This window comes from Alteromonas sp. Cnat2-8 (genome assembly GCF_022348355.1).
Lineage (GTDB): Bacteria > Pseudomonadota > Gammaproteobacteria > Enterobacterales > Alteromonadaceae > Alteromonas > Alteromonas macleodii.
This window is the reverse complement of sequence record NZ_JAKREX010000003.1, coordinates 33,531-51,897: the sequence shown is the minus strand read 5'-3', so window position 1 is coordinate 51,897 and position 18,367 is coordinate 33,531. Positions and strand designations below refer to the sequence as shown.

The 18,367-nt window shown below is 44.5% G+C and carries 20 protein-coding genes; 2 read left to right on the top strand and 18 right to left on the bottom strand.

Annotated elements, in window-relative coordinates:
* Positions 1-8: 8 nt before the first annotated feature.
* The 18 genes from atpH to rpmH form a co-directional block, all read right to left on the bottom strand.
* The gene (atpH, locus tag MHN00_RS08105) at positions 9-542 is read right to left on the bottom strand and encodes a F0F1 ATP synthase subunit delta (RefSeq protein ID WP_239300881.1); all 534 of its coding nucleotides are present in this window, start codon (positions 540-542) and stop codon (positions 9-11) included.
* Positions 543-556: 14 nt separating this feature from the next.
* Positions 557-1,027 (bottom strand): F0F1 ATP synthase subunit B, encoded by a 471-nt coding sequence (gene atpF / locus MHN00_RS08100; protein ID WP_014951452.1) that lies wholly within the window; start codon positions 1,025-1,027, stop codon positions 557-559.
* 45 nt (positions 1,028-1,072) lie between these two features.
* Positions 1,073-1,294: a F0F1 ATP synthase subunit C gene (gene atpE / locus MHN00_RS08095; protein WP_012520222.1), complete on the bottom strand. Its 222-nt coding sequence runs from the start codon at positions 1,292-1,294 to the stop codon at positions 1,073-1,075.
* A gap of 99 nt (positions 1,295-1,393) precedes the next feature.
* The gene (atpB, locus tag MHN00_RS08090) at positions 1,394-2,227 is read right to left on the bottom strand and encodes a F0F1 ATP synthase subunit A (RefSeq protein WP_012520223.1); all 834 of its coding nucleotides are present in this window, start codon (positions 2,225-2,227) and stop codon (positions 1,394-1,396) included.
* 101 nt (positions 2,228-2,328) lie between these two features.
* Positions 2,329-2,715 carry an ATP synthase subunit I gene (locus MHN00_RS08085; protein ID WP_014977839.1) on the bottom strand — a complete coding sequence of 129 codons (387 nt, stop codon included), beginning with the start codon at positions 2,713-2,715 and terminating at the stop codon, positions 2,329-2,331.
* A 206-nt stretch (positions 2,716-2,921) separates the two neighbouring features.
* Complete coding sequence (locus tag MHN00_RS08080) at positions 2,922-3,800, bottom strand: ParB/RepB/Spo0J family partition protein (RefSeq protein ID WP_014951454.1); 879 nt, start codon at positions 3,798-3,800, stop codon at positions 2,922-2,924.
* 45 nt (positions 3,801-3,845) lie between these two features.
* Entirely contained in the window at positions 3,846-4,640 is a 795-nt protein-coding gene (locus MHN00_RS08075) for a ParA family protein (protein ID WP_014951455.1), read from the bottom strand.
* Between the two features lie 35 nt (positions 4,641-4,675).
* Positions 4,676-5,311, bottom strand: a complete 636-nt coding sequence (rsmG, locus tag MHN00_RS08070) for a 16S rRNA (guanine(527)-N(7))-methyltransferase RsmG (protein WP_239300880.1) — start codon at positions 5,309-5,311, stop codon at positions 4,676-4,678.
* A gap of 317 nt (positions 5,312-5,628) precedes the next feature.
* Positions 5,629-7,530 (bottom strand): tRNA uridine-5-carboxymethylaminomethyl(34) synthesis enzyme MnmG, encoded by a 1,902-nt coding sequence (gene mnmG, locus MHN00_RS08065; protein ID WP_239300879.1) that lies wholly within the window; start codon positions 7,528-7,530, stop codon positions 5,629-5,631.
* A gap of 898 nt (positions 7,531-8,428) precedes the next feature.
* A complete protein-coding gene (locus MHN00_RS08060) occupies positions 8,429-9,256 on the bottom strand; it encodes an ATP-binding protein (protein ID WP_014951458.1) in 828 nt (275 codons plus the stop codon).
* 6 nt (positions 9,257-9,262) lie between these two features.
* Positions 9,263-9,931 carry a DnaT-like ssDNA-binding domain-containing protein gene (locus MHN00_RS08055; RefSeq protein WP_049586378.1) on the bottom strand — a complete coding sequence of 223 codons (669 nt, stop codon included), beginning with the start codon at positions 9,929-9,931 and terminating at the stop codon, positions 9,263-9,265.
* 27 nt (positions 9,932-9,958) lie between these two features.
* Positions 9,959-10,396 (bottom strand): FMN-binding protein MioC, encoded by a 438-nt coding sequence (gene mioC / locus MHN00_RS08050; protein WP_014977843.1) that lies wholly within the window; start codon positions 10,394-10,396, stop codon positions 9,959-9,961.
* 97 nt (positions 10,397-10,493) lie between these two features.
* A complete protein-coding gene (mnmE, locus tag MHN00_RS08045; RefSeq protein WP_071816526.1) occupies positions 10,494-11,882 on the bottom strand; it encodes a tRNA uridine-5-carboxymethylaminomethyl(34) synthesis GTPase MnmE in 1,389 nt (462 codons plus the stop codon).
* Between the two features lie 2 nt (positions 11,883-11,884).
* Positions 11,885-12,367, bottom strand: coding sequence for a YajQ family cyclic di-GMP-binding protein (locus tag MHN00_RS08040; RefSeq protein ID WP_014977844.1), 483 nt, complete (start codon positions 12,365-12,367; stop codon positions 11,885-11,887).
* 64 nt (positions 12,368-12,431) lie between these two features.
* The gene (yidC, locus tag MHN00_RS08035) at positions 12,432-14,090 is read right to left on the bottom strand and encodes a membrane protein insertase YidC (protein ID WP_239300878.1); all 1,659 of its coding nucleotides are present in this window, start codon (positions 14,088-14,090) and stop codon (positions 12,432-12,434) included.
* A 10-nt stretch (positions 14,091-14,100) separates the two neighbouring features.
* Positions 14,101-14,349, bottom strand: coding sequence for a membrane protein insertion efficiency factor YidD (gene yidD / locus MHN00_RS08030; RefSeq protein WP_014951464.1), 249 nt, complete (start codon positions 14,347-14,349; stop codon positions 14,101-14,103).
* On the bottom strand, positions 14,334-14,693 hold the full coding sequence (gene rnpA / locus MHN00_RS08025; protein ID WP_015000154.1) for a ribonuclease P protein component: 360 nt from the start codon (positions 14,691-14,693) through the stop codon (positions 14,334-14,336). Before rnpA ends, yidD begins: the two co-directional genes overlap by 16 nt.
* A gap of 15 nt (positions 14,694-14,708) precedes the next feature.
* On the bottom strand, positions 14,709-14,843 hold the full coding sequence (rpmH, locus tag MHN00_RS08020; RefSeq protein ID WP_014290886.1) for a 50S ribosomal protein L34: 135 nt from the start codon (positions 14,841-14,843) through the stop codon (positions 14,709-14,711).
* A 626-nt stretch (positions 14,844-15,469) separates the two neighbouring features.
* Between rpmH and dnaA the strand changes: the two genes are divergently transcribed.
* Together dnaA and dnaN are read left to right on the top strand one after the other, a co-directional pair.
* Complete coding sequence (dnaA, locus tag MHN00_RS08015; RefSeq protein ID WP_039228897.1) at positions 15,470-17,125, top strand: chromosomal replication initiator protein DnaA; 1,656 nt, start codon at positions 15,470-15,472, stop codon at positions 17,123-17,125.
* 32 nt (positions 17,126-17,157) lie between these two features.
* Positions 17,158-18,258 carry a DNA polymerase III subunit beta gene (gene dnaN / locus MHN00_RS08010; RefSeq protein ID WP_012516526.1) on the top strand — a complete coding sequence of 367 codons (1,101 nt, stop codon included), beginning with the start codon at positions 17,158-17,160 and terminating at the stop codon, positions 18,256-18,258.
* Positions 18,259-18,367 lie beyond the last annotated feature (109 nt).

The window sequence follows — 18,367 nt, the reverse complement described above, 5'->3', positions numbered from 1 at the left end:
TATCCCCGTTATGCTTGCAACGCGTCTGCTAGACGGTTCAATTTCGACTTTACGGAACCATCAATAACTGTATCGCCGGCATTAATTACCATTCCAGCGATCAGGGCAGGGTCCACGTTACAATAAAGCTTCACTTTACGTGCCAAACGTTTTTCCAAAGATGCAACCAACTCATTTTGTTGCGCATCAGTCAGCGTAGATGCTGAGGTTACGTCCACTTCTATTTCTTTGTCGTAATCTGCTTTAAATGCATCAAACAAAGTAGAAATTTCAGGCAACGCGGCTAAACGTTTATTCTCAGCCAAAACCTTAACCAGGTTTTGGCCGTGTTCGTCGAGTTGCTCACCACAAACATTGTTAAAAATGTCGGCAAGCGTGTCAGCGGCAACCGCACCAGACAAAAGCTGGTGCATGTCATCGTTCGCTGCTACAGCGCCTGCAAAGGCGAGCATTTCTTGCCATTTTGCAACGGCGTCTTTCTCGACAGCAAAATCGAAAGCAGCTTTAGCATAAGGACGAGCAACGGTTGTCAATTCAGACATGGCTCATCTCCCTATTAAAGCTCAGCGACAAGTTTTTCAACAATGTCGTTTTGTGCGTTTGCATCGATTTCACGTTGTAAGATTTGCTGTGCGCCAGCTACTGCAAGTGCAGAAACCTGCTTGCGCAAATCTTCTTTGGCACGATTGCGTTCAGCTTCAATCTCGGCATAACCAGAAGCGATAATTTTTTCGCGTTCCGCATGGCCTTTTTGCGTTTCTTCGTCAACCAATTGGTTGGCACGCTTTTTAGCCTGCTCGATAATTTCAGCTGCTTGCGCTTTCGCATCTTTCAATTGCTCAGTAGCTTTCGCTTGAGCAAGCTCTAGGTCTTTCTCTGCACGCTCAGAAGCTTCAAGCCCATCGGCAATTTTCTTCTGACGTTCTTCAATCGCTGCCATTAGTGGAGGCCATACATATTTCATGCAGAACACCACGAACACAGCGAAGGCGATTAATTGACCAATAAAAGTGGCGTTAAAATTCACAATCGCCCCTCCTCTTAAAGTTCGCTAAAAAAGTGTTTAGTAGAATTAGGCACCAACAGCGAACAATAGGTATAGAGCGATACCAACACCGATCATCGCGATGGCGTCGATAAGACCCGCTACGATGAACATCTTAACTTGTAGTTGAGGTGCTAGTTCAGGTTGACGAGCAGCAGATTCAAGGAATTTACCACCTAGTAGACCGAAACCAATAGCGGTACCTAGGGCACCAAGACCAATCAGTAGTGCAACAGCGATGTATAACATTTACGTCTCCGATTTAAGTTAAATTTAAAGTTAATGTTTAAAAGTCAAACTCTGTAAAAACGGTGTCGATTAAAAATCAAAACCGACACCCGTTAATGCTTAGTGGTCTTCACACGCCAGGCTTAAGTACACGATGGTAAGCATCATGAAAATAAACGCTTGAAGCGGAAGTACCAGAATATGGAACACAGCCCACATGAAGTGCAGTGGAAGCTGGAAATAACCAATTGTAGCAATCAAAATGAAGATTAGCTCACTGGCATACAAGTTACCGAACAAACGCAGTGCTAGTGAAAGCGGACGCGCAAGCAAAGTAACGGTTTCAAGAATAAAGTTCACCGGAATAAAGATAGGGTGACCGAAAGGCTGCATAGTAAGTTCTTTCGCAAAACCACCGATGCCTTTCATCTTGATTGAGTAGAAAAGAATAAGAATAAACACGCCTGAAGCCAGTGCGAACGTCAAATTAAGGTCAGTGGTTGGAACTGCCTTATTGTAAACGTCGTGTGGATCCATGCCAAAAGCCGCTTGGCCGATAAGACCAGACACCCATGGAATTAGATCAACTGGCACCAAATCCATAAGGTTCATTAGCAATACCCATACAAAGATAGTTAGCGCTAATGGCGCGATAAGTGCGCTCTTACCGTGGAAGGTGCTTTTAACGTTGTCGTCAACAAACTCAACAACTAGCTCAACAAACGCCTGCATTTTGCCAGGTACGCCGGTTGTCGCTTTTGAAGCAACGCTTCTAAAGATGATTAGGAAAAGAAGACCAAGACCGATAGACCATGCCAGTGTATCAACATGCCATGCCCAAAAACCGGCGTCAGAACACGCTTTGTTAAAAGCAATTCCGTTGTCAGTTGAGCACATGGTGGCATTGGTCAAGTGGTGCTTGATGTATTCTGAGGTAGTGTATTCAGATGCCATTGTTTAACCCAAGTTGTAAAGTGTAAAAATTTGGTGACTGGTTCTTTTGTCTCAATCGGTCGAATACGTTGTTTTCGTTATCGCAACGCCTCGCGCTGTCTTTATTCTTTCGTACCGTAATGAAACATGGCTAGCCCGTGGCTAGCGGTTGTAATCACAAATGCCATGAAAATCTCTAATGGCGCGGCGTTTAAGCCTTTAAAAGCAATTACAAATAAAATGATTGTCAGTGCCAGCTTCAATTTTGAGCCTTGGCTAAAACTCCGTGCAACAAGGTCGTTTTTACTGGCACCTGCGTAACGAAACGCGAAAGCCATAAAAACACTGTTCGGCAGAATGCTGATTAAAGCGCCTGCCGCTGCCGACATGGCGGAATGACTTCCTCCTGCGGCGCCTGCGAAAGCGGTAACGACTAGGGCCGTGACAGCCTGAAAAAGTAGCCCTTTCTTGGCGAGGTCTAACCCGCGTTTTGCTAACTTGTTCGTCACTTTTACTCGCAGCTTGTTCACGTCTTACAAAAAGCGTCAGAAGTATACTGTTTTACCGACAATTTTCAACAGTACAACGCTTTTTGAAAGTTATTCTGAAAATTTTCTATTGCTATAACCGGAAAGGAGAGTGTCCGGCGTTTGCACCGAACAGCGTATCAATTGCGGGTAGGCAAAGGGGGTTTCTCTACTAATTTTATTTTAAGCTATTGAATTTTAGAGATAATCCCATCTAATTGTTCAAGGTCGCTAAAGCTAATTGTCAGCTTGCCTTTGCCTTTCGCATTGTGGTCAATACTCACAGGAGTGCCTAAATTTTCTGAAAGTCGTGTCATAAGGTTTTGCACATCAGGATCAACTTTCTTCTCAGGCTTAGGTTTAGCTGGCTCCAAAAGCTTTTTAACAAGCTTTTCTGTATCGCGCACGGTAAGACCTTTGCCCGATACTACTTGCGCAGTTTCAGACTGGGTATCACCTTCTAGCGCTAACAGCGCTCTAGCATGACCCATTTCAATATCGCCATGCTCGACTAACAGTTTCACGTCGTCGTTCAAATTATTCAGACGAAGTAAATTTGTCACTGTGGTGCGTGACTTGCCCACCGCTTCAGCAACTTCTTGATGGGTAAGCGCGAACTCATTCATTAAACGGTCGAGGGCTTGCGCCTCTTCCATGGCATTTAAATCTTCACGCTGGATATTTTCGATAAGCGCAATGGCCACTGCCGCTTCATCAGGCACGTTCTTAACCAAACAAGGCACTTCGTCTAGCTGTGCCAGTTGTGATGCTCGCCAGCGACGTTCACCGGCAATGATTTCATAGCGGTGCTCGTCGACTTTTCTCACTACGATAGGCTGAATAATACCTTGCGCACGAATGGACGATGCCAATTCTTCTAATGCCTCAGGTGACATGTCTTTACGAGGCTGATACTTGCCCGGCACTAAGTATTCAATAGGGAGCTTGCTTAACTCACCGTTGGTTGAATTTACCTCGGCGGCATCTTGTTCTTTTTGAGCAGATGATTGGCTGGTTGCGAGTAGCGCATCTAAACCGCGGCCAAGGCCTCTTTTACGTGCTGACATAGTGTCCTCTATGGCATGTGCTGATAGTGTTCAGCTTATTGTCGTTTAACTTGCTTTTGCCTGTGCAGGCGTTGTTTTGTCCCTACGACGCAGTATTTCACCCGCCAGTGCCAAGTAGGCTTTAGCGCCTGTCGATGATTTATCATAATACATCGCTGGCGTACCGAAGCTTGGCGCTTCAGCTAGGCGAACGTTACGCGGAATAACCGTGCGATAAACTTGTTCACCAAAATGGCGCTTCAATTGTTCTGAAACGTCGTTAGCAAGGCGATTGCGCGGGTCGTACATAGTACGCAATACGCCTTCAATCTTCAATTCTGGATTCACTACAGATGCCAATTTTTGAATGGTATCCATAAGGGCAGTGAGGCCTTCTAGTGCGTAATATTCACACTGCATAGGCACCATTACCGAATCGGCAGCCGCCAGGGCGTTCACCGTTAACTGGTTTAGCGAAGGCGGGCAGTCGATAAAGACAAAATCATAGTAATCCATAACGGGCTTCAGCGCGTTGCGAAGCCTTACTTCACGGGCAAACATTTCCATCAGCTTAATTTCTGCCGCGGTTACGTCACCGTTCGCCGCGATGAGGTCATACTTGCCGCTTGTCGCTTTAACGATAACATCGTTAATAGGCTTTTCTTCAATCAACAATTCAAATGCCGTAGATTCAACGTCGTATTTATCAACGCCGCTTCCCATGGTCGCATTACCTTGTGGATCGAGATCAATGAGCAACACCTTACGTTTGGTTGCTGCCATTGACGCTGCCACGTTAACTGCGGTGGTTGTCTTTCCAACACCACCTTTTTGATTCGCGATCGCGATTACCTTAGCCACGTTAGATCCTGTTCTCGTCTATTTCTATTTTTCGGCTATTTCTTTTTTAGCCAAACCAGATGTCGTTCGCCTACCAAATTTGGCACAGTGAGGTTTTCCGTTTTGCTCACATGGAAGTGATCACTCACTTCGTCTATCTCATCTTGTGGAAACTGACCTTTAAGCGCCAAAAATTGACCTTCTGAATCTACCAGATGCTGACACCAGTGCAACATATCTTTTAGCGAAGCGAAAGCTCGGCTTAGCACAATATCGTAAGGCGTATCGCCATTGTGCTCCTCAACGCGGCTTTGCACAGGAGTTACGTTAGTTAATCCAAGCGTGTGCACACATTGGGTCATAAACCGTACACGCTTGCCCAATGAGTCAAGCAATGTGAATGATTTATCTGGAAACGCGATTGCCAACGGCATACCTGGAAGGCCAGGGCCCGTACCAACATCAATGATATTGTTACCATCAAGAAAGGGCACAATGGCCAGCGAATCTAGAATGTGTTTCACCATCATTTGTTTAGGGTCGCGCACAGAAGTCAGGTTATACGCCTTATTCCATTTGTCCATAAGCAGCACATAATCAACTAACTGCTGCTGTTGCTTATCAGTTAAGTCTAGTGAAAGGGCATCGAGTCCAGACACCAACATGGTGTGCAATTCTTGCTGTATCGTCATCGAAAAATCTGTCTGTTCGCGTTAATGTTTTTGCTTTACACAATCCTCACCATAAACACACGCAGCAAATCGTTATTTGCCGCTCATTTACAGCCGTTTGTTACTGCAGCTCTTCATGCTCGATACAAGTGCGCTTGAAGAAGGCACATAAATTAATCAAAGCCGCACAACGAATGTAAATTGGTGCAATGGGACAGTGTGAAAAGCGCCGAGTTTTTCTAGTTTTCGCATAGTTTAGGCAATTATGATTATCATAATACGCGAATAAATAGGAAAAACTAAGCGCTGCGAGTAATGTGTTGAGTTAAGCGCGTGTTTTACGCACTGATTTTCTCTTGCTTGCGCAACATGCCGTGTTTTTTAAGGTAAACCAGCAGTAAAGAGATGGCCGCCGGGGTAATGCCCGAAATACGCGATGCTTTACCGATTGTTTCCGGTCTGGCTTCGGTTAACTTGGCTACAACCTCGTTCGACAAGCCGGAAATCTTGCTGAAGTCCATATCAACCGGCAACAGGGTGTTTTCGTGTCGCTGCGTTTTCGCGATTTCATCCATTTGACGGGCAATGTAGCCGGCGTACTTAATTTGAATTTCCACTTGCTCTGCAGCAATCGGATCTTCAAGACCTGGGCCAACACTTTCAATTTCCATTAACTGACCGTAAGTCATTTCAGGTCGACGGATCAGCTCTTCAAGAGAATGTTCACGACTCACAGGATTTTTCAGCATGGTATTAAGTTCCGGCGTTGCCGCGTGATCAGGGTGGATCCACTGACCGCGTAAACGCTGTAGCTCACTTTCTACCGCTTCCATCTTGTCGTTAAATTTCGCCCAGCGCGCATCATCAACAAGACCAATCTCTCGGCCCATCGCGGTTAAGCGGCTATCGGCATTGTCTTCACGAAGCAGAAGTCTGTATTCTGCACGGCTAGTGAACATGCGGTACGGTTCTTTCGTACCCATGGTAGCTAAGTCGTCGATAAGTACGCCCATGTATGCTTGATCGCGGCGTAAAATCATCGGGTCTTTTTCTTGAACTTGTAGCGCTGCGTTTGCGCCTGCTACTAACCCTTGCGCACCCGCTTCTTCATAGCCAGTGGTACCGTTTATTTGGCCAGCAAAGAACAAACCTCGAATAAACTTCGTTTCCAGTGTTTGTTTTAGATCGCGTGGATCAAAGAAATCATATTCAATCGCATAGCCCGGGCGAACAATGTGCGCATTTTCAAAACCTTTAATCGAGCGGACAAGGTTCATCTGTACGTCAAATGGCAAACTGGTTGAAATACCATTTGGATAAACTTCAATGCTGTTTAAACCTTCTGGCTCAACAAAAATTTGATGCGATGTCTTGTCTGCAAAACGGGTGATCTTATCTTCGATACTTGGGCAATAGCGCGGTCCGATACCTTCGATAACCCCTGTAAACATGGGTGAGCGATCTAATCCCCCGCGAATAATATCGTGGGTTTTTTCGTTAGTGTGGGTGATATAGCACGGGATCTGGGTAGGATGTATGGTTCTATCACCCATGAACGAAAATACTGGCGTAGGATTGTCACCAGGTTGAGGCTGCATTACAGAAAAATCTAACGAGCGAGCATCAAGTCTTGCTGGTGTCCCAGTTTTTAAACGGTCAACACGAAACGGAAGGGCACGTAGTCTATCTGCAAGTGCGATAGACGGTGGATCCCCGGCACGACCGCCGCGATAGTTTTCAAGGCCAATGTGAATGGTTCCGCCAAGGAAAGTACCCACTGTCAGTACCACTGACTTGGCTTTAAACTTCAAGCCCATTTGCGTAACAACACCGCATACCTGATCGTTTTCAACAATCAGATCGTCAACGCTCTGTTGGAACAAGGTTAGGTTTTCTTGATTTTCAACAATGTCGCGAATAGCGTTTTTGTAAAGCGTACGGTCCGCTTGCGCACGCGTTGCACGAACAGCTGGGCCTTTAGAAGAATTCAATGTTCTAAACTGAATACCACCTTTGTCGATAGCCAGTGCCATTGCACCACCTAACGCATCGATCTCTTTTACAAGATGGCCTTTACCGATCCCACCAATTGCAGGGTTACACGACATCTGGCCTATCGTCTCAATATTGTGAGTGAGCAACAGCGTATTTGCACCCATGCGAGCAGCTGCAAGTGCCGCTTCTGTACCTGCATGTCCACCACCTACAACGATGACATCAAATGCTTCAGCATAAAACATGGTTAAACCTCACTATTAACTTACGATAAGCCGATTAAAAACTAATTTTTCTCACGCAGAGACTGCTGAAAAAAGGGCGCGTATTTTATCTGACTTATTGGATAAAGAAAATGATTAAATTTTCCTCAAAACCTGTTTTTGAAAAGGTGTGATCGAATTATAAGATCTTAAGATCTCTTTTAGATCTGTTTATTTTTACTTTTATTAGGATCATCAAGATCTGTGGGTAACCGATCAAAGCACATAAAGATCATCAAGTTACGCGATCAATAACATTGGGAAACCCCGATCCATAACCCTACCTCAAACTTGTGTATAAATGGCCTTTTTATCCACACCCCGAATCGTTTGAAAAGTTATTCTTTTTTCGATCAAAGCTTATGCACAGTGGTTTGTAGGATCCTATCCACAGGGGTGATCAAGATGTGATCCAACTGGGGATAAAATGTTTGCTATTTATGTATCGCGATCAAAAGATCGTGTAGATACGTGCGTTATAGCGTGATCACATTGTGGAGGAGATCTTTTCCAAAAGCTGTGATTAGATCGCCCGATCGCATTTATCAACACCTTCAGAAAAAGTGCACGTTTTTATGAACGACAAGATTATTTTTTCAAAACAGCCCATTTTTCAGGAGAAAAACATAGGAGCTGACCAAAATACAGTCACTTTTACAAGGAAGAAGTCGGTCTGAAAGAATGGTTATTTGTTTAACTGAAGGAGATCGTTGAGTGTATCTATGAATTGAAACCGTATCGTTTTGGTAAAAAGCGGGATCAACAGACTAAGTGATTCGCTATTACTTAGCACAACAGGAACATGCAATAAGGTTTAATGAAGGAAAAGACCTAGCAGAGTAAGGGCAAGGTTTTGAGAGAGATAGGAAACCAGGTGCTATTAGCGCACCTGGTTGGGTTGATAGCGTGGCTGTGAAACAGAGCCTTGCATGTCTTCTTGTTCAATGGTTAAGCCTTCACGGCGGCTTGGGCCTTGGAACCTAACCTTGTAAGTATCGTACTCTTTAATCGACTCAAAACAGTAAGGACCAAGGGCATTTTCAAGTTCGGCTAAATTGTGATTGGTGATCAAAATACAGTTTTTCTTGTTTACTAAGCGCTGTCTTAGCAGGTTACCAAACCAGCTTTGCGCATTCTTCTTTAACACACTTTCATTTACACACACTTCATCAAGAATAAGCAGATCGACGTCTAGCAATTCCTGATTGATCTCCCTAAAGCGCTGTCCTGCGTTATCTGAAGCCCCAAAATCAAACGAGAAATTGCGCATTTCAAGCAGTGTAGACAGTTGACGATAAAGCACTGAAATTTCGTACTGCTCTATAAGTTGATGGGCTATGGCACCGGCGATATGTGATTTACCACGACCGTAATCGCCGTAAAACAGCATCATATGCGAGCCGCTTTGACGCCATGCAGGGTCGTCATGGGCAGCAATAAAAGACTGAGCTATCGATACGGCTTCAATCACATCGTCACTGTCTTCAACTAAGTTGGCGAAGGTCCATTTAGGATTCAGATCAGAACGGCCATGAATAGCCTCTACACGGGCTTTTTTACTACGCTGCTGTAGTTGTGATACTTCTTCGTTCGCTTTCGCCTCGTACTGCTTACGAAGCGTTTTATAGTCGATGTATTCACGATTGGGATCGACATCTTTGTTGAGCGCTCTCGCTAAATTAGCAATTTTGTCGGTTATACGATCCATAACGAATTAACTCTTCTTAGTTGCGGCATACTTTTCCACCAGCTTTTTAGCATTATCATCTGCTTCTATGCCGGCTGCAACTTTCACTTGTTGCGTTCCCACCACCTTTGTTGGGGCGTAGCCTGAAGCGAGACGCTTTCGCTTGATATTGTTGGCAAACTTTTGTGTCCATTGAAATTCGCTAAACACCGAACTTGGCCTTCCTAACCAATAAGCAATGAATTCACCCACTTCGTTGTCATCAAATGTTTTATCGATAATACCAAGTAGCGAGGCCATTTCTTCAAACAACGCCTTATTGGGCGTCCAATTAGGGGTCATGGCGCTATGACGGGCATGTAGTTGGTCGAAGTCCGATTGTGGCTCGCTTAGAAGCGGAAGAAGTAGGGTTTTCCCGTTGATTGTATGCTCAAGATCAAGTTCAAGGGGCAGGGCAACCAAACCCACTTGTTCAAGCTGCTTCACCAAGCTATTGATTTGACGACCGCGTTGGTAAGGCTCGTCTTTGCTGTCGCCGTTTAGCAAATTCAATAATTGCTTATAATCAATAGGTGCCGACGATGTCGTTGCCGAATTTGCACCTGTTCGAAGCCCAAGTAAATACAGTACCCGGCAATCGTTAGAAAGGGGAGATTGCAACGCCGCTAGTTCAGCTTGGGTAAGGTTGCTGTTCATCGCATTGGTTCCACGTAAAAACGCTTGTTAAGCATTGGCCAGCTTTTCGTCAAACCATTCTACGGCGGCATCTTCAGGGATAGGGTGTTCTAGCACATCGATGTATAGCGCGTCGGTAATTAACGTGCCACCTGCGTTTTTAATATGCTTTTCCATTTCTTTTGCGCCGAAACAAAAGGTGTCGTAACTGGTGTCACCTAGCCCAATAACGTAGGCATTTACTGCGCTTAAATCCGCGCCCTCTAGCTGTTTTGCGAACGGCTGGATGTTGTCAGGTAATTCGCCAGCACCGTGGGTTGATGTACACACGATCCACGTTGATTCTGTTTTAATCTCATCTAAATTTGGTTCTGCGTGAATAGTGTGGGTGTGCCCGCTCGCATCAAGTTTTTCCGCAATGGCATCAGCCACATATTCTGCGGCACCTAACATGGTGCCAACGATGATTTCAAAATGCTTGCTCATTACTGGGTCGCTTCTCTATTTACAATTGTCGTCTTAACGTAAGTACGGCTTATCCGTTACGTTATTCACCATCTTACTTATAACTTTATTGGTTGCGCTACTTACCAATACAGAACGATGAAAAAATCTTACCAAGTAGGTCGTCTGACGTGAATTCACCGGTAATCTCACATAGTGCCTGGTGAGCCAAGCGCAATTCTTCAGCGAGTAACTCGCCCGCCATAGCGTCATGCAGTTGTTGTTCGCCTGTGCTTACATAACTGTAGGCTTGGTCGAGTGCGTCTATGTGTCGTCTGCGCGCAATAAATTGACCTTCAGTTGTAGTATCGAAGCCCATGGTTTTTGCCAGATGTGCTTTTAGCGTGTCGACGCCGCTACCTTCTTTGGCTGATAGATTAATGACTGAGATATCGCCTTGCTCGGTGGCAACCGTGCTTTGTCCAATATCTAAGGTACTAAGGTCGGCTTTGTTGCGAACTACGGTAACGGGGATGCCTTGTGGCAATCGGGCCATAAATTCTGGCCATATTTCATAAGGGTCGATAACAGCAGTTGCGGTAGAGTCTACAACGAATAATACGTGGTCCGCTTCATTGATAGCTTGCCACGCGCGCTCAATACCAATTTGTTCCACTTTATCTGGGCTTTCTCGAAGTCCTGCTGTGTCGATAATGTGCACCGGCATACCATCAATGTGAATATGCTCTTTAAGCACGTCTCGCGTGGTACCGGCTATATCGGTAACAATGGCGCTATCTCGTCCTGCCAGGGCGTTTAATAAGCTCGATTTACCGGCGTTAGGTCGCCCCGCAATCACCACCTGCATACCTTCGCGCAACAGGGTGCCTTGTTTAGCCTGTTCGCGCACTTTGGTTAAGCTTTGCATAATTGCGCTTAAGTCACCTGATACTTTTCCATCAGATAAGAAATCAATTTCTTCTTCAGGAAAATCGATGGCCGCCTCTACGTACATACGAAGGTGCACGATTTGGTCAGATAGCGTTTGAATTTGTGTAGAAAACTCACCCTGTAGGGAGCGCAGCGCACTTTTTGCTGCCTGTTTAGAACTTGCATCAATCAAGTCGGCAATCGCCTCTGCTTGCGCAAGGTCTAATTTATCATTCAAAAAGGCTTGTTCACTGAATTCACCTGGATTGGCAAGTCGGGCATGGCCCGTTGCAAGCACGGCATCAATCAGCATGTCCATGACAACTTGACCGCCATGGCCCTGCAGTTCAAGTACATCTTCACCGGTAAATGAATTAGGCCCTTTAAAAAACAGTGCTATGCCCTGGTCTATTACGCTGTTGTTAGCATCAACAAACGGCGTATAGGTCGCAAGACGTGGTGTTAGTGCGCTTGGTACTAACGCCTCAGCGATGGCTTTAGCCTTAGGACCTGAAACACGTACAATACCTACGCCGCCACGACCGGGCGCTGTCGCTTGTGCGGTAATAGTGTCGGTAGAAAGGGTGAGTGATTCCATAATTAGTCGCGGAAGTTCTTAAATTGGAAAGGTTGGCCTAAGTTCGACTCTTTAACCAGCGAAATCACTTGCTGCAAATCATCACGCTTTTTACCTGTTACGCGAAGTTCTTCGCCTTGAATAGCCGTTTGCACTTTGATTTTGGCGTCTTTCACCAGCTTCACAATCTTCTTCGCCATCGGCTGTTCAATACCTTCTTTAAAGGTAATGGTCTGACGGTAAGTTCTACCGTGTGCATCGTAGGGTTTAACATCCATAGATGAAGTGTCTACGTTACGTTTAGACATCGCCGTTCTAAACATGCTTTCCATTTGCTGAAGTTGGAATTCAGCTTCAGCTTTCATGACCACGGTTTTATCTTTGTACTCAAAGCTCGCGTCAATACCGCGAAAGTCGAAACGCGTTGATAGCTCACGGCTTGCGTTTTCAGTGGCGTTACGTACTTCTTCCATGTTGATTTCAGAAACAATATCAAATGATGGCACAGGTTATTCCTCTTAAGACAAAACAGCCCGCATAGGCGGGCTGTATAATTCATTGATCAGCGTGTTATTTACTGCTGATGCCCCGCTTCTCCATTGAAGCATAAATCATTTTGGCTTGAACCAAGGTAATCACGTTACTGACTAGCCAGTATAGTACCAGACCTGCAGGGAACCACAGGAAGAATACACTCATTGCTACCGGCATCCATTGCATGATTTTCTGCTGCATTGGATCAGTAATGGTGGTTGGCTGGAGTTTTTGCAATAGGTACATACTTGCGCCAGTTAGAATTGGCAGCACAAAGTACGGGTCTTTTGTAGACAGGTCAGTGATCCAAAGCACAAAGTCTGCATGGCGTAGTTCAACACTTTCCATCAGTACCCAGTAAAGCGCAAGGAAGATAGGCATTTGCAGAAGAAGAGGTAAGCAACCGCCCATTGGGTTTACTTTCTCTTTGCGGTAAAGCTCCATCATAGCTTGAGACATTTTTTGTCTGTCGTCGCCAAAACGGTCTTTTAGCTGCTGCATCTTAGGTGCTAAGTTGCGCATACGTGCCATTGACTCGTATTGCTTCTTAGTTAGCCAGTACATCGCGCCTTTCACTACAATAGTGATAAGGATAATTGCCACACCCCAGTTATTAACTAGGCTATGAAGGAAGGTAAGAAGGGCGAACAGCGGCTGTGAAATCCAGAAAAGAATACCGTAATCCACGGTTAGGTCTAATCCGCGCGCAATCTTCGCTAGGCTTTCTTGATCTTTAGGACCCATGTAAAGGGTAGATGCAAGGGTTTTGGTTTCACCAGGCGCTACGCTTTCAGACGGCGATAATACACCAATTACCGCATACTGATTTTTCAGGTTACGAGAATAAAGCGTGTTAGTTTGCTCTTGTGAAGGTACCCATGCTGATACAAAGTAATGTTCAAGCATGCCAACCCAACCCGCTTTCGTGGTTTCGCGTAGGTTGTCATCTTCAATCTCGTCGAACGAGTACTTCTGGTAGCGGTCATCTTCCGTTGAAAATGCAGCACCACGGTACGTTGGCATAAACATGTTGCTGTCGTCTTCAAACTCCATCACTTGCTTAAGCTGCGCATACGGCTGAACCGTTGCTGCGCTGCCGGTGCCATTTTCAACGTTATAGCTAACATTTACGTCGTACTGACCTTTAGTGAAAGTGAAAGTTTTAGTAATCGACAATCCTTGGTTGTTTTTCCACGTAAGAGGAATAACAAGAGTGTCGCCAGTCATCTCATAATAGTCACTTTGTGCATTATACACTGGGCGGCCACTGCTGCTGGCATCAGGCCCTTGAGCACCGATTAGGCCACTTTGCGCTACATAAAGACCGTTGCCAGAGCGAAGTAGGCTGTAAGGAATGTCTGAACCTTGCTCTACCGGAAACTTAAGTAAGTCTGCTGATACCACATCACCGCCTAGCAAATCGATGCGTAAATCTAGCGTATCGGTTTTTACTTCAATAATGCGGTTTGAGCTTTGCGCCGCTGCGATAGGTTGTGCAGCAGGAACGCTATCACTACTTGGTACATCTTCGCTGCCATTTTCATTAAATGACGGTACGCCTTGTGATGTCTCTTGCGTTTGTTGTTGCTCAACAGGCACAACTGGCTGTGGCCCATAATCTTTTTGCCATGATTGCCAAAGCAAAAAGCTAACTAGCGCAAGGCCAATTATCAGAAAACTACGTTGCGATTCCATAGAGGTCTCTTTATTTTGAGTGTTTATCTTGTTGTTTTTCCGGCACTGGATCATATCCGCCGGCATGCAAAGGGTGGCATTTTAATATGCGTTTAATAGATAACCAACCGCCTTTTACTAATCCGTGCGTTTTTAATGCGTCTATAGCATACCAAGAACAAGAAGGATGGAAACGACATCGTTGCCCTAACATAGGGGAAATGAACCATTGATAGAATTTTATCAAGGCCAAAGGCACTGCAATTAAGAGTTGCCGCAACGCTTGTTTAATTTTTTCCATAGCTTGTCCAATGTAGCGAAAACTTCTTGGTTGCTAAGGTTGTCAGCGCCAGACTTGCCAATAACGATAATATCAACATTGGGTAAGTTGTGCTGTTTATGCCTAAAACTTTCTCTGACTAATCGTTTCAAACGATTTCTATCGTGAGCTTTACGGATACGTTTTTTCGCGAGCGTAATGCCTAAACGAGGAGTTGAAAGTGTATTTTTTCTGGCTAGAACAGTAAAAGAGGGAGATACAGCTGGGGTTGCGTTATCAAACACATAGGTAAAGTGGGTGGGAGTTAACAGACGTAACTCCCTAGAAAAATTATTCTCGCCCACTTTGGCGTCTTTCAATTAAGCTGAAAGACGAGCGCGGCCTTTTGCACGGCGAGCTGCTAGTACTTTACGACCATTTTTAGTCGCCATACGAGCACGAAAACCGTGAGAACGCTTGCGCTTTAGATTGCTCGGTTGAAATGTTCTTTTCATGACCAAAGTCTCACTTATATTTAGTTAAACATAGGCGTTTTTGGTAACACATTATGCTGTTGCCAGAACAATGTGGTGTTTTCACCAGAAAAGCCCATCGAAAAAGGACGCTGAATTCTAGAGATCTCGGGGCGTGCTGTCAATGCATATTCTCGCTTTTCGGATGAATAAGTGAACAATTTTTGCATTTTCTAGTCGATAGCTTAATCGATAACGCAGTTTTCGTAAAAATCGTCTGTGAATAACGCGTAAAATTTGGTTAGGTTATCCACAGTGCGTTGTGAAAAACACAGAGATAGACATAAAAAGCAAGGTGATCTAACGGTTTTTTAGCACAAATTTAGAATGAATTTTTCTCGTTATAGTTTGATTTGATCTAAAAGAAAAAAGCTTGCTAATCAGTTGCTTGTTGTTTTGATCGAAAAGATCGATCGGGATCGCCATTTACATTGTGTTGATAAAGTAAGATAATCCACAGCGATTAAAACGATAACTTAATTTCTCGCTGCTACCCAACACTTCCAACGCTATTTTCTTCTAATGGCGCTTTTTAGTGCCTGCTTTCTTTATGCTTGGCTTTTTAGGAGTTGGTTTTTCTAGCGAGTTACGGGAGCTAACTACGTACCATGTCCTTGTGGAACCAATGCCTTGAAAGATTGCGTCAAGAATTACCAACGCAGCAGTTTAGTATGTGGATACGACCGCTTGTTTGTGAAGAACAACAAGGCGTGGTTGCACTCTATGCTCCCAATCGCTTTGTACTTGATTGGGTAAGAGACAAGTACCTTAATAATATTACCGCACTACTAAAAGAGTTTGCCGGAAGTGACGCACCACAATTGCGTTTAGAAGTGATGAATCGTCACAGCGTAAGCCGTAGTCAGCCTGTAAGTACCAGCGGATCTTCGCCTGCTCCAAATACGCCTAATAATCAACCAAGTAAGCCTAGTGCACCTGCGGGCGGTCAAGGGTATCAGAACTATAATACTAGTAATCAGCCTGTTCACAGCGGCAGTAATGGGCAGCACACATCGTCTTATTCACCAATGTCGAATAGCGGTATGCCATCATCGGCAAGCCAAGCGGGTGATCAAGGACAAAACAATGCGTTTTCAAAATCACCTTCATACACACAGGGTATGGATCTAAATGATCGCGGTGCGCAAAACCACGACCGTAATGGATATAATGCATACGCAGATCAAGCGCCAAGATCGTCTACACCGCCGAAAGTGATCCCGATCCCTGAGGCGATGAAGCATAAAAGTAATATTAATCCGACTTATCAATTCGACAACTTTGTCGAAGGTAAATCTAACCAGCTAGCACGTGCGGCTGCAACTCAAGTCGCAAATAACCCAGGCGGTTCTTACAACCCACTGTTTATTTACGGTGGTACGGGCTTAGGTAAAACTCACTTATTACATGCAGTGGGTAATGGCATCGTAGCTAATAACGGTGACGCTAAAATTGTGTATATGCATTCAGAGCGTTTCGTGCAGGATATGGTTAAGGCACTACAAAATAACGCGATAGAGGACTTTAAGCGCTTCTATCGCAGCGTTGATGCGTTACTTATCGATGATATTCAATTCTTTGCTAATAAAGAGCGTTCACAAGAAGAGTTCTTCCACACGTTCAATGCGCTTCTTGAAGGTAACCAACAAATCATCCTTACTTCTGATAGATATCCTAAAGAGATTGATGGGGTAGAGGATCGATTGAAATCGCGCTTCGGTTGGGGTTTAACTATTGCTATAGAGCCACCAGAGCTTGAAACCCGAGTGGCTATTTTGATGCGCAAAGCGGCAGAGAACCGGATTCACTTACCTAACGAAGTGGCGTTCTTTATAGCTAAGCGATTGCGTTCAAACGTACGTGAGCTCGAGGGTGCACTTAACCGTGTTATTGCTAACGCAAACTTTACCGGTCGCCCTATCACTATTGATTTCGTTCGCGAAGCGCTTCGAGACCTTCTCGCACTTCAAGAAAAATTGGTAACCGTTGATAATATTCAGAAAACCGTCGCAGATTATTATAAGATAAAAGTAGCTGATATTTTGTCTAAACGACGTAGTCGTAGTGTGGCGCGTCCTCGCCAAGTCGCGATGGCGCTGGCCAAAGAACTTACCAACCACAGTTTACCTGAACTAGGAAACGCGTTTGGTGGACGAGACCACACTACGGTTTTACACGCTTGTAGAAAAATAGAGCAGCTAAGAGAAGAAAGTCATGATATAAAAGAGGACTATAAGAACCTCATTAGGACTTTGTCTTCCTAACACCACGACCTTAGAGGCGAGATAGCACTGCGATGAAATTTACTATAAGCCGCGAACAATTTTTACAACCCCTACAGTTGGTATCTGGTGCTGTAGAGCGTAGACACACACTGCCAATTCTTTCCAATGTTCTCATCAAAGTAAGTGAGGACGCACTTTGGCTTACTGGTACAGATTTAGAGGTAGAACTAATTTCTAGCGTGAAATTAGAAGGTGAATTCACGGAAGGTGAAATTACTGTTCCTGCTAAAAAGCTGTTTGATATTATTCGCGGTATTTCTGAAGGAACAGATATTCATTTCTCGTTAGACGGCAGCAAAGCACTTATTCGTGCCGGTCGAGGTCGTTATACGCTTTCTACTTTATCTGCCAACGACTACCCAAATTTAGAAGACTGGGAAGGTGAAGTTGAGTTTGAATTATCGTGCAGTGATCTAAAACGTCTTATCGATGCAACGAGCTTTTCAATGGCTCAACAAGACGTACGTTATTACTTAAATGGTATGTCCCTTGAAACGGAAGAGAATATCATTCGTACCGTTGCAACAGACGGTCACCGTCTTGCTCTTTGTCGCCTAAACTACGAGACCGCTTTGCCATCTCGTCAGGTGATTATTCCACGTAAAGGCGTGTTAGAAATTTCTCGTCTTATTAGCGAAGATGATAAATCTCTTAAGGTGCAAATAGGCGCCAACCATCTTCGAATTTTCTCAAACGATTTCATTTTCACTTCGAAATTAGTTGATGGCAGATTTCCTGATTATCGCCGTGTTTTACCTCAAAATGGCGACAAAGAAATTATTGCGAGTAAAGCCGTATTAAAAGAAGCATTTTCACGTGCGGCCATTCTATCTAACGAAAAGTTTAGAGGCGTACGATTAAACTTGTCTTCTGGTGAGCTTAAGATAACGGCTAATAACCCAGAGCAAGAAGAAGCGGAAGAAATCGTTGATGTTCAATATCAAGGTGACGATTTAGAAATTGGCTTTAACGTTGCCTATTTAATTGACGTATTGAATGCGCTTGGATCTGATGGTGTTAAAGTTAGCCTATCAGACTCAAACGCAAGTGCGCTAATCGAAGATGATGCTGATGACGCCGCGTTATACGTTATTATGCCAATGCGACTGTAGTCACTACTACATTAAGTGTTTGCAGCGTTTCGCATATTCCACGTTATTTTGTTATTTAAATTATCAATTCAAGAAGCGATGAGTGTTGATACTCCTCGCTTCTTTTTTC

What these genes read in the sequence shown, in the direction of transcription:
- atpH (WP_239300881.1), bottom strand. Translation starts at nt 542, where the DNA reads ATGTCTGAATTGACAACCGTTGCTCGTCCTTATGCTAAAGCTGCTTTC.
- atpE (WP_012520222.1), bottom strand. Translation starts at nt 1,294, where the DNA reads ATGTTATACATCGCTGTTGCACTACTGATTGGTCTTGGTGCCCTAGGT.
- atpB (WP_012520223.1), bottom strand. Translation starts at nt 2,227, where the DNA reads ATGGCATCTGAATACACTACCTCAGAATACATCAAGCACCACTTGACC.
- MHN00_RS08080 (WP_014951454.1), bottom strand. Translation starts at nt 3,800, where the DNA reads ATGTCAGCACGTAAAAGAGGCCTTGGCCGCGGTTTAGATGCGCTACTC.
- rsmG (WP_239300880.1), bottom strand. Translation starts at nt 5,311, where the DNA reads ATGACGATACAGCAAGAATTGCACACCATGTTGGTGTCTGGACTCGAT.
- mnmG (WP_239300879.1), bottom strand. Translation starts at nt 7,530, where the DNA reads ATGTTTTATGCTGAAGCATTTGATGTCATCGTTGTAGGTGGTGGACAT.
- MHN00_RS08060 (WP_014951458.1), bottom strand. Translation starts at nt 9,256, where the DNA reads ATGGATCGTATAACCGACAAAATTGCTAATTTAGCGAGAGCGCTCAAC.
- MHN00_RS08055 (WP_049586378.1), bottom strand. Translation starts at nt 9,931, where the DNA reads ATGAACAGCAACCTTACCCAAGCTGAACTAGCGGCGTTGCAATCTCCC.
- mioC (WP_014977843.1), bottom strand. Translation starts at nt 10,396, where the DNA reads ATGAGCAAGCATTTTGAAATCATCGTTGGCACCATGTTAGGTGCCGCA.
- mnmE (WP_071816526.1), bottom strand. Translation starts at nt 11,882, where the DNA reads ATGGAATCACTCACCCTTTCTACCGACACTATTACCGCACAAGCGACA.
- yidC (WP_239300878.1), bottom strand. Translation starts at nt 14,090, where the DNA reads ATGGAATCGCAACGTAGTTTTCTGATAATTGGCCTTGCGCTAGTTAGC.
- rpmH (WP_014290886.1), bottom strand. Translation starts at nt 14,843, where the DNA reads ATGAAAAGAACATTTCAACCGAGCAATCTAAAGCGCAAGCGTTCTCAC.
- dnaA (WP_039228897.1), top strand. Translation starts at nt 15,470, where the DNA reads ATGTCCTTGTGGAACCAATGCCTTGAAAGATTGCGTCAAGAATTACCA.
- dnaN (WP_012516526.1), top strand. Translation starts at nt 17,158, where the DNA reads ATGAAATTTACTATAAGCCGCGAACAATTTTTACAACCCCTACAGTTG.